At 41.0% G+C, this 8,663-nt stretch carries 10 protein-coding genes and 1 other RNA gene; 3 read left to right on the forward strand and 8 right to left on the reverse strand.

Features of this window, described 5'->3' with window-relative positions:
* From Q1V93_RS05675 to Q1V93_RS05705, 7 genes are all read right to left on the reverse strand, one after another.
* Positions 1-293 (reverse strand): hypothetical protein (locus Q1V93_RS05675; protein WP_300662636.1); only part of this gene is annotated, 293 nt, incomplete at its 3' end.
* Positions 294-347: 54 nt separating this feature from the next.
* Positions 348-446: signal recognition particle sRNA small type (gene ffs / locus Q1V93_RS05680), an RNA gene on the reverse strand.
* Positions 447-565: 119 nt separating this feature from the next.
* Complete coding sequence (locus Q1V93_RS05685) at positions 566-1,063, reverse strand: GNAT family N-acetyltransferase (RefSeq protein WP_300662639.1); 498 nt, start codon at positions 1,061-1,063, stop codon at positions 566-568.
* 73 nt (positions 1,064-1,136) lie between these two features.
* Positions 1,137-2,537, reverse strand: coding sequence for an OmpA family protein (locus Q1V93_RS05690; RefSeq protein ID WP_300662642.1), 1,401 nt, complete (start codon positions 2,535-2,537; stop codon positions 1,137-1,139).
* A 62-nt stretch (positions 2,538-2,599) separates the two neighbouring features.
* Entirely contained in the window at positions 2,600-3,013 is a 414-nt protein-coding gene (locus tag Q1V93_RS05695) for a hypothetical protein (protein WP_300662645.1), read from the reverse strand.
* Entirely contained in the window at positions 3,014-3,664 is a 651-nt protein-coding gene (rpe, locus tag Q1V93_RS05700) for a ribulose-phosphate 3-epimerase (RefSeq protein WP_300662646.1), read from the reverse strand.
* Between the two features lie 142 nt (positions 3,665-3,806).
* Complete coding sequence (locus Q1V93_RS05705; RefSeq protein WP_300662649.1) at positions 3,807-5,402, reverse strand: L,D-transpeptidase family protein; 1,596 nt, start codon at positions 5,400-5,402, stop codon at positions 3,807-3,809.
* A 53-nt stretch (positions 5,403-5,455) separates the two neighbouring features.
* Here Q1V93_RS05705 and Q1V93_RS05710 point away from each other — a divergent pair, with 53 nt between their 5' ends.
* From Q1V93_RS05710 to Q1V93_RS05720, 3 genes are read left to right on the forward strand one after another with little or no spacing between them, the layout of a single operon-like run.
* A complete protein-coding gene (locus Q1V93_RS05710; RefSeq protein WP_300662652.1) occupies positions 5,456-6,079 on the forward strand; it encodes a rhomboid family intramembrane serine protease in 624 nt (207 codons plus the stop codon).
* A complete protein-coding gene (locus tag Q1V93_RS05715; protein ID WP_300662655.1) occupies positions 6,080-6,934 on the forward strand; it encodes an aminotransferase class IV in 855 nt (284 codons plus the stop codon).
* Positions 6,922-7,632, forward strand: a complete 711-nt coding sequence (locus Q1V93_RS05720) for a diphthine--ammonia ligase (RefSeq protein ID WP_300662658.1) — start codon at positions 6,922-6,924, stop codon at positions 7,630-7,632. Before Q1V93_RS05715 ends, Q1V93_RS05720 begins: the two co-directional genes overlap by 13 nt.
* On the opposite strand, the gene Q1V93_RS05725 is transcribed toward Q1V93_RS05720, so the two are convergent.
* On the reverse strand, positions 7,629-8,663 hold a 1,035-nt coding region (locus Q1V93_RS05725), incomplete at its 5' end, for an AI-2E family transporter (protein ID WP_300662661.1). The two genes, Q1V93_RS05720 and Q1V93_RS05725, sit on opposite strands and share 4 nt — an antisense overlap.

Raw genomic sequence — 8,663 nt, forward strand, 5'->3', positions numbered from 1 at the left:
ACATAGTTTTGCGGGGTGAATTCAATTCTTTCCGGACCAAACAAGCCGTTGGGACTATCCCGGAAAATAAGTTCAACCCCGGCTTCGTTTTTAAGGTGAAGTGCTACATCAATTCCTTTTTGTTCCAAATGAATGACATACGGTTTTCCCCGTTCCAGATTCAATGAAAAGGATTTTGTCTGTCCTTGCTCCATTTGAATCTTTTTTGTTTGATTCAATGTCAGTGCTTCATTTTTTTGGGACAGAACAACTAATGGAAATCCGATGAGAATTCCAGCCAGATAACGATTCATACTCTTATTTTAGACAAGGAAAGATGGAAAGAAACGAAAAAAAAGACAAAAAAAGAGGGGTAAGCTACTCTTATCGCACCGCTACAACCTCTTACCTTTGCTACGTTCCCGTCCTGGAGGAGTTAGAGGGAGCTGGTCGTAAAAGACTTACCCCGCGGCAAAAGTAGTCATTTCTTAGAGAATTGTGTTTACAAAAATTATTTTTTTCGAAATATCGTTTTAACAAAAGCGTAATGATTTCTGTTTCAGCAACGTTTGCAAGACTGATTCAATTAGTTTGCGCGGTAAACAAACTTCAAATAACCTTCGGTAAGTCCTTCCTCTACCTGGAATCCATTTCGATTCAATAGAATAATCGCTTTTTCATTATCGGGTTTGGTGAATGCAATTACCTGATTCAATTTCATTTCTTCGATTCCGAATTTCGCTGCAAGACGCAAAGCAGGAGACATGAATCCTTTTCCCCGGAATCCGGCTTTCAAAATACAACCCAATTCTCCGATTCCGTCTTTGAATCCTCTGTAATAGCCCACAAAACCAACCATTTCTTTCGTTTCGATTTGTTCAATTACCCAGTTCACCGTGTCTCCATCCAGGTAATTCTGATGAATCCGGGAAAAGATATTTCTTCCTTCTTCCAATGTTTCTGCGGGTCTTCCGTCGTAGGTTAAAATTTCGAACAACAATGAAACTTCATCCTCATGTGCTTCGCGAAGCAGGATTCTTTCGTCTTGTAATTCGGGAAAGGTGTTGAAGGGAGGACGTTTCATGTTTGTATGATTATAAATAACCTAAAAATAAACAATTAAAAAGGTAAACGTTTGGACTTAAACTCTTTTCAATTTATTTCAGCTCTGTGCGTTTTACGCGTTTCCATTTCAACTGCTTCTTTTTAAACAAATAAAGACGTCTGATTTTTGCTTTCGAGTGCCCGTTTTTCGTTTTGATCTTCAGGCTTTTCGCTTTGTTTTTTTCGATGTAGTAACGATCGTTTTTGATGTAACACAACTCAAAACCATTTTGATACATGTGCCCGGAATAGGTGTTTCCGGAGATTCTTTCAAGCGGAACAAACAAGTCGAAATCAGCATGATAATAACCTACTTTATCAATATCTTTCAGCTTCATTTTCAATTCTATTTCCCCTTTTGACGGAGCCAATTTGTAATCCGGAACGTAAATCAAACAAGTATTCGGAGAAGCCGGATCACGATTGGAGAATTCTTTCATGATTTTCCCGGACTGTTCTTTGAAAAGATACCAGTCGTTTTCAAGATTGAAATAACTAAGCACTGTTTCAACTCCTCTTTTCAAAGGCACTGTGTCGTTGAGCAGTTTTTCGGGTTTTCTTTGATCATAATACAGGAACAGTGATTTTCCGGAATTCGATTCTATTGGCAGAATTAATTGGAATGCGCGCCCCGGACCATCAATCAGATCACAATTTATCTTTCGTGCATTACTGCAAAATCTCACGGTTTTCTGCTCCGGATCACGCTTCATGGTGTCTTGCAGTTTTTTCCAGATATCGTTCCCGGGCTGTTCAATCAATTCAAATAACTCCACTCCAGAATCCCAGCGCACAGCAGGAAGTTCCATACAAGTACGAATCCTTTTCTGTTCCTCTTCCGGAATAGATGAACACGGATCAATATCAAACAACACCATTCCGTAAGTAATCAAACGCTCGTTTTTATCGGTTATCAGGTCAATTCCGTTTTCATTTGCTTCGGCTTCCGATTGCAAGTATTTCATTTTGGGTTTCAATGCACAAATCCCGCAATCTCCAAAGGAAGAAATATCTCTTTTCACAATGACTCCATCTTTTGAGCGGAATACCACGTCAGAACCTTCCATCGGAGTGAGGTAAATATCCACACGACGCTGAAATGCTGCATCTTTTCGCCGGTTGTTGGAAATAAAATCTTCTCCTTCATTGAAGGTCCGGATTTCTTTCGGGACCACATTTTTCTCCTTCAAATATGCCAGAACAGCATCTATTCTGCTTTGGGAAAGTTTCTTATTGTAATCGTTCGTGTTTGACGTATCTGTGTAGCCGTATACTTCGAATATAAAACCGGAGCCATTCAGGGATGTTACCAAGCTATCAACCAATAATTTTCCGACCGGTTTCAGGTCTGATTTGTTCAGATCAAAAAAGATGCTGCTTGATTTACAAAAATCCTGTGCGTTTAAACCAAAACCGCTCAAAAGCAGTGAGAGAAAGAGAAATGTATGCTTCATACACTTCAATGTTGGTTCAAGGAAAAGGTAAACAACGGAAAATTACTTCGGGAATAAACGAATTAATCTACCCGGATTAAGGTTTCGTCAAACAATTCCATCTGGTGCTGAGACAGTAATAATTTCAGCTGACCGATGTATTGTGCATTTTCATGCAGTGCTTTGAACAGGAGAGGAGTGAGCCATTCAATATTGTCCTGGATTCCCTGATTGTATTGCAGAAAAACATTCATCCATTGCTGGAAATTGTCGCGTTCCAGGGATTCCCAATACATTTCAGGCTGCACATCATCCAATTCGGATTCGATTTCCAGGTCCAAAATTCCGCACACAGCCATGTGTTGTGAGTTCATTAAACGGGAAATGGCTCCTTTTACGTCCCAGGGAATATCCTGATCGTTTTGTTTTAAATGCGCGATCCAACTCAGGTTCAACTGGTGCAAATAAGAGAAACGCTGCTGAAAAAAGTCGAGCATTTAGAGTTTTTTCAAAGAAGAAATGGTTGCTTTCGGGTCCGGACTGTTAAAGACAAAACTTCCCGCCACCAACGCCTGAGCACCTGCAGCTACCAATTTTGCTCCTGTTTCCGTGTTTACACCTCCATCCACTTCAATCAAAGCCTTTGATCCTGATTGTTCAATCAATTCCTTTGCCTGCTTCACTTTTTCAATCGCTTGAGTAATGAATTTCTGTCCTCCGAATCCCGGATTTACTGACATAATCAATACTAAGTCTAAATCTGCGATCACGTTTTCCAAAACAGATACCGGTGTGTGCGGATTTAAAGCAACTCCGGCTTTCATTCCTGCCTCATGAATCGCAGCAATCGTTCTGTGAAGGTGTGTACATGCTTCGTAATGAACTGTCAGAATATCTACGCCGGCCTTTGCAAAGTCTGCAATGTATTGATCCGGATTCACAATCATGATGTGACAATCAATTGTTTTCTTCGCTACTTTCTTCAATGCCGAGATGATCGGAAATCCGAAAGAGATATTGGGAACAAAAACGCCGTCCATTACGTCAACATGAAACCAATCTGCTTCACTTTGATTGATCAATTCGAAATCGCGTTCCAGGTTTCCGAAATCGCAGGATAAAATAGACGGGGCAATGATAACTGACATGGTTCCTTTTTTATTTTTTTGCAAAAGTACTAAATCCTTTTTTACGAGAGTCACGAGGTGAGACTTAATGGAGCAAAACCAAAAGAGGCAGGAGTTTTCTTAATTCATTAGATTGTCCTGGCTCTTGCCTCTCACATAAAGACTAATCAACTTTCGGATAAATCTTCATCATTTTCAGGTATTTCTCATCGCGGTCATACACATCCGGGAAGAAAATCAGTTTCCCGTTTTCGTCTGCTACCACCGTGATATAATCCAATTGCAAGGGAATCGGTTTTCTCAATGCGATCGAAAAATGCTCTTTCCGGGCAATCAAAGTATCCAGGGAATCACGGGTCATTTTCTGCTTGTCGTCTCTGGTTAAAATGAAGCGCGCCAACGAATCGGGCATCTGACAACGCACACAACCATGCGAATATGCCCGAATATCTTTGTTGAAGAATCCTTTGGAAGGTGTGTCGTGAATATAAACTCCGAATTTATTGTTGAACTCGAATTTCACTAATCCGAGTGCATTGTCGTGTCCGGGTTCCTGCCTTACTCTGAAAGGAAAATTCTTCTCCTTGTAGCGTTTCCAGTTAATAGTCGTCGGATCAACTTCCGTTTCACCCCGATAAACTTTGTAATGATTTTTCGCCGCATAATTCGAATTCCGCTGAATAGCCGGCAGGAATTCCTTACTTGCAATGGATTGAGGTTGTGTCCAATAAGGTAACGAAACAATTGCACGAAGACGGGAACTCAATTGCGGAGTTTGATTTTCCGGTTTACCAACTACTACCCGGTGTTCCGACAACATACTGTCGTTGTAGAAGATGCGCAGTTTGTACTCCGGAATGTTCACCCATAAATATCTTTCGGGAAAAGGAGCACGCCATCTCCAGCGTTCCATAGATAAAATGGCTCTGTGACACTTGTATCGTTCAGATTCATCCAACGCTTTTCGTGTATAAATACCAATCACACCATCTGCTTTCAGCCCGTTATCAGCCTGGAAACGAGCCATAGCTTCCCAGAAAGAGGCAGAATCAGTTTTCTTCGGATCGAGATAACCTTTATCAATCAACGATTCTTCGGCAAGCTCCAAAGAACGCAATGAATCGTCTACCAATGCAGGAACTTCAAAATGAATGTCCGAAAACTTCTTTTTTGAAGCATATTGAAACAATCCTATTGCCAAAGCACGGTATTCCGGTCTTGCAGGGCCCATTTGAGCAAACCAGTAACCCCAGTTTTTAACCGTATCCATCTGCCGGACACTTTTATTCAGTGTTTTTATATCAATCGAAACAATTGGTCTGTAATTATTGGTAGATGTATCTAAAAAACCAACTTTCAGATCTTGCTGCAATTGCGCCAGGCGTGCTGTAAGAAGGAATTCCTGGATGATGGAGGTGTGACTTAATGAATCTTCCTTAAAAGTGAACAGGCGATTATCCGGCAAGCCCAAAGCACACGGATAATTCGTGAGTTCTTTCCAGTTTCTTCCTTTTTCAGTCAGGACAGAATCATTCGCCCAAACGGGTTTAAAATCGCGCGATTTGTAAAAGGCATACACCGAATCTTTCAATCCTTCAGGGAAATCTAATTTTGTTAATAAATCGGATTCAATCGCCAATCCGATTCGCTTTTTCAACGGAGTTTTCCGGTCGAAAATCGGGTTTGTTTTATCTATTGAGGGAGTACAGCGAATAAGTATAAATGCGAGAAACAGGATTAGAAGTCTGGTAAAATTCATAAATGATCAAAAAATAATGAGCAATTTTGTCGCAAGATACTTATTCCTCAAATATGGAGCCTCAAATTTATTCAACATACATTCTTCTCGGAACCATGATTATCATGTCGATTCTTGGATTCAACAACCGTGATTTCATGGAGAAATACCTTTTCAGTCCGTATGATGTGAAACATCACAAGGAATATTACCGGTTTGTGACGCAGGCTTTTCTTCACGGCGATGTGGGTCACTTATTTTTCAACGGAATTACACTTTTTTACTTCGGAAAGTATTTCGAGTTCTACCTCTACAATTTCTATGGTCCTTTGGCGGGAGAAATCGTTTTCTGGGCATTTGTATTGGTAGCGATGTTTGCTTCGAGTATGATTTCGTTTTTCAGACACAAAGACAATCCAAATTACAGATCCTTAGGTCTTTCCGGGGTTACTTCAGCGATTCTTTTTGCCATGATTATGCTCGATCCGGGAATGGAAATCCTACTCATTTTTATTCCTATTCCAATCAAAGCATGGATCTTCGGACCGATTTACCTGGCTTTTGAAATCTATTCTGATCGCAACAGAAAAACAAATATTGCACATGATGCGCATATATCCGGCGCAGTTTTCGGTATTATTTTCATTTTAATTACTAATATTGAACAAGTGATTTTTGCATTTCAAAACCTACTTTAAATGAGCGATCAGGAATTATTCGTAAACAACAACGGTAAAATAATCAGCAACACAGGTCATTCCATCTCAGCAGGAAACAGAGCCTACACTTACGGTGACGGTCTTTTTGAAAGTATGCGGGTTATGAACGGAAAGGTACTAAACCTGGCGCATCATTTCTCCCGCCTGGTAGAAGGATCAAAAGTGTTGAAAATGCGTTTACCGGCTTTTTATACCACCGAATTTTTCCAACAGCAAATTGATGAGCTGATCGCGTTATGCAAAATTACGGAAGGAGCACGAATCCGTCTTTCAATTGATCGTTTAGGCGGAGGAACTTATCTTCCTGATACCAATGAGGTTAGTTATTTCATTGAATTATATCCAATCGAGCAAAACCTCTTCGGATTGAATGCAAAAGGGCTGGAAGTGGATTTGTACCAGGATATTAAAAAAACGAAGAATAGTCTTTCCAATTACAAGACCAAAAACGGAATCTTATACGTATTGGCTGCAATTTCTGCAAAGGAAAAAGGCCTGGACGATATGCTGATCACCAATGACAACGGTCAGATCCTGGAAAGCTCTCACAGCAATATTTTCGTGGTAAGCAATGGTGTTTTGTACACTCCAAGCCTGGCCGACGGTTGTTTGGCAGGAACCATGCGCATGCAGGTGATTAACCTCGCATTGAAAAATGGTTTGAAGGTATACGAATGCCCGATTTTACCATCTAACTTACTGGTTGCGGATGAAGTATTCCTGACGAATGCTGTACGCGGAATTACGTGGGTTGGCGGATACCGTACCAAGCGCTATTTCAACACCACAGCGCGAAGAATTGTTGCTTTTCTGAATGAAGAATGGGACAATTAATTCCCGCTTACTTTAACTGGAGCGGTGGAAAAGACAGTACATTAGCGCTTTACAAAGTATTGCAGCAAGCCCAGTTCGATATTCGTTATCTGCTCACGACTTTTAACCAGGAAGCAAACCGTATTTCGATGCACGGTGTGCGGAACGAATTGCTGATCGCTCAGGCTGAGTCTTTAACTATTCCAACAAAACGTGTTTTTCTTCCCGCCAGTTCAGATATGTCTGAATACGAACATGCGATGAACCGCGCAATTCAGGAGATTCAGGAAGAAGGGATTTCCGATTGTTTTTTCGGGGATATTTTCCTGGAAGATTTGAGGGCATACAGAGAACAAAAGCTAAAAGAAGTAGCTATTTCTGCACATTTCCCTCTCTGGAAGCGCGATACACGAGAATTGGTCCGGGAATTCATTGATCTGGGTTTCAAAACGGTTGTTGTTTGTGTGGATGCTTCCAAATTGGGCAAAGAATTCGTCGGCAGAGTGATTGATTCCCAATTCCTGGAAGATTTGCCTGAAAATGTAGATCCATGTGGAGAAAACGGGGAGTTTCACACCTTTGTGTTTGATGGTCCGATGTTCAAAAAACCAATCACATTTGAGTTGGGAGAAACTGTTTTAAAATCCTATTCAGCTAAAAACCAAACCAATGAACCGATTGAATACGGTTTTTGGTTTCAGGATCTGATTCCTTCTTAATCTTTGGTTTCCAGCTGTTTCTTTTTGGTCCAAAACAAGGCTTTTGGTAAATCGTCACCTAACAAATAACCGTATGGCTCTAAACCGGGAGCGGCATCGAAAACGACTTTCAGGATCGCGGTAATCGGAATTGCCAGAAACATTCCGGGAATTCCGGCCAGTGCTCCGCCAATAATGACTGAAAGAATAGATGCCAGTGCATTGATCCGGACTTTGGAACCCACAATGCGTGGCATCAGGATGTTGTTGTCCAGAAACTGCACCACTCCGATTACTGCCAAAACTCCCAAAACAGATTGCTCCAGGTTCGGATTGTTTGAAAGTGAAATCAGGCAGCTCAAGATGTTTGCAATGATAATCCCGACATAAGGAACCAAATTGAGCAGAGCTGTTAACAAGCCTAAAAACAACGCGTATTTCACTCCGATCAGCCACAAGCCCAGGGAAGTTAGACTTGCTACAACTGCAATTTCAATCAGGAGTCCCAGGATGTATTGACGGATAATCACCTTGATCTCATTTACAACAATCTGCATTTTTTCGGTGCTTTTCTTCGGAACTAATTTCACCAGAAAGCCCAACAACAGCGGACGATAGAATAAAAACAGGAACAGATAGAGCGGAATCAGAACCATGTACATTAAAACTCCGGTCACTGATCCGAAGCTTTCCATGGAAACAAATTTCCCGGGCTTCATGAGGTTTTCTTTGACGATTTTCTCCTGCTGAAAGTTCGTTATCCCAAATGTTTGATTGATCCAATCGCCCAAATCGTGGAGCACTTTAGTGATGTTCTTTTCTACTGTCGGTAAATCATCAAAGAATCCTTTCAACTGAACTCCGACCAGAAACAAAATGCCCGCAAAGAACAGAATGGCTATTGCAACAGTGATAATCACCGAGATGATTTTTGGAAAGCGCCATTTGTTTTGGAGAAAGGCATCAATCGGTCGAATCAGAACACCAAAAATAAAGGCCAGGATAACCGGGAATAAAATATCATTTCCCAAATAGATCACTGCTGTAAGCAC

It is taken from the genome of Fluviicola sp. (assembly GCF_030151805.1).
Classification (GTDB): domain Bacteria; phylum Bacteroidota; class Bacteroidia; order Flavobacteriales_D; family Crocinitomicaceae; genus Fluviicola.

Coding starts and splice junctions, on each gene's coding strand:
- Q1V93_RS05690 (WP_300662642.1), bottom strand. CDS start 2,537: ATGAAGCATACATTTCTCTTTCTCTCACTGCTTTTGAGCGGTTTTGGT.
- Q1V93_RS05715 (WP_300662655.1), top strand. CDS start 6,080: ATGAGCGATCAGGAATTATTCGTAAACAACAACGGTAAAATAATCAGC.
- Q1V93_RS05695 (WP_300662645.1), bottom strand. CDS start 3,013: ATGCTCGACTTTTTTCAGCAGCGTTTCTCTTATTTGCACCAGTTGAAC.
- Q1V93_RS05720 (WP_300662658.1), top strand. CDS start 6,922: ATGGGACAATTAATTCCCGCTTACTTTAACTGGAGCGGTGGAAAAGAC.
- Q1V93_RS05710 (WP_300662652.1), top strand. CDS start 5,456: ATGGAGCCTCAAATTTATTCAACATACATTCTTCTCGGAACCATGATT.
- rpe (WP_300662646.1), bottom strand. CDS start 3,664: ATGTCAGTTATCATTGCCCCGTCTATTTTATCCTGCGATTTCGGAAAC.
- Q1V93_RS05705 (WP_300662649.1), bottom strand. CDS start 5,402: ATGAATTTTACCAGACTTCTAATCCTGTTTCTCGCATTTATACTTATT.
- Q1V93_RS05685 (WP_300662639.1), bottom strand. CDS start 1,063: ATGAAACGTCCTCCCTTCAACACCTTTCCCGAATTACAAGACGAAAGA.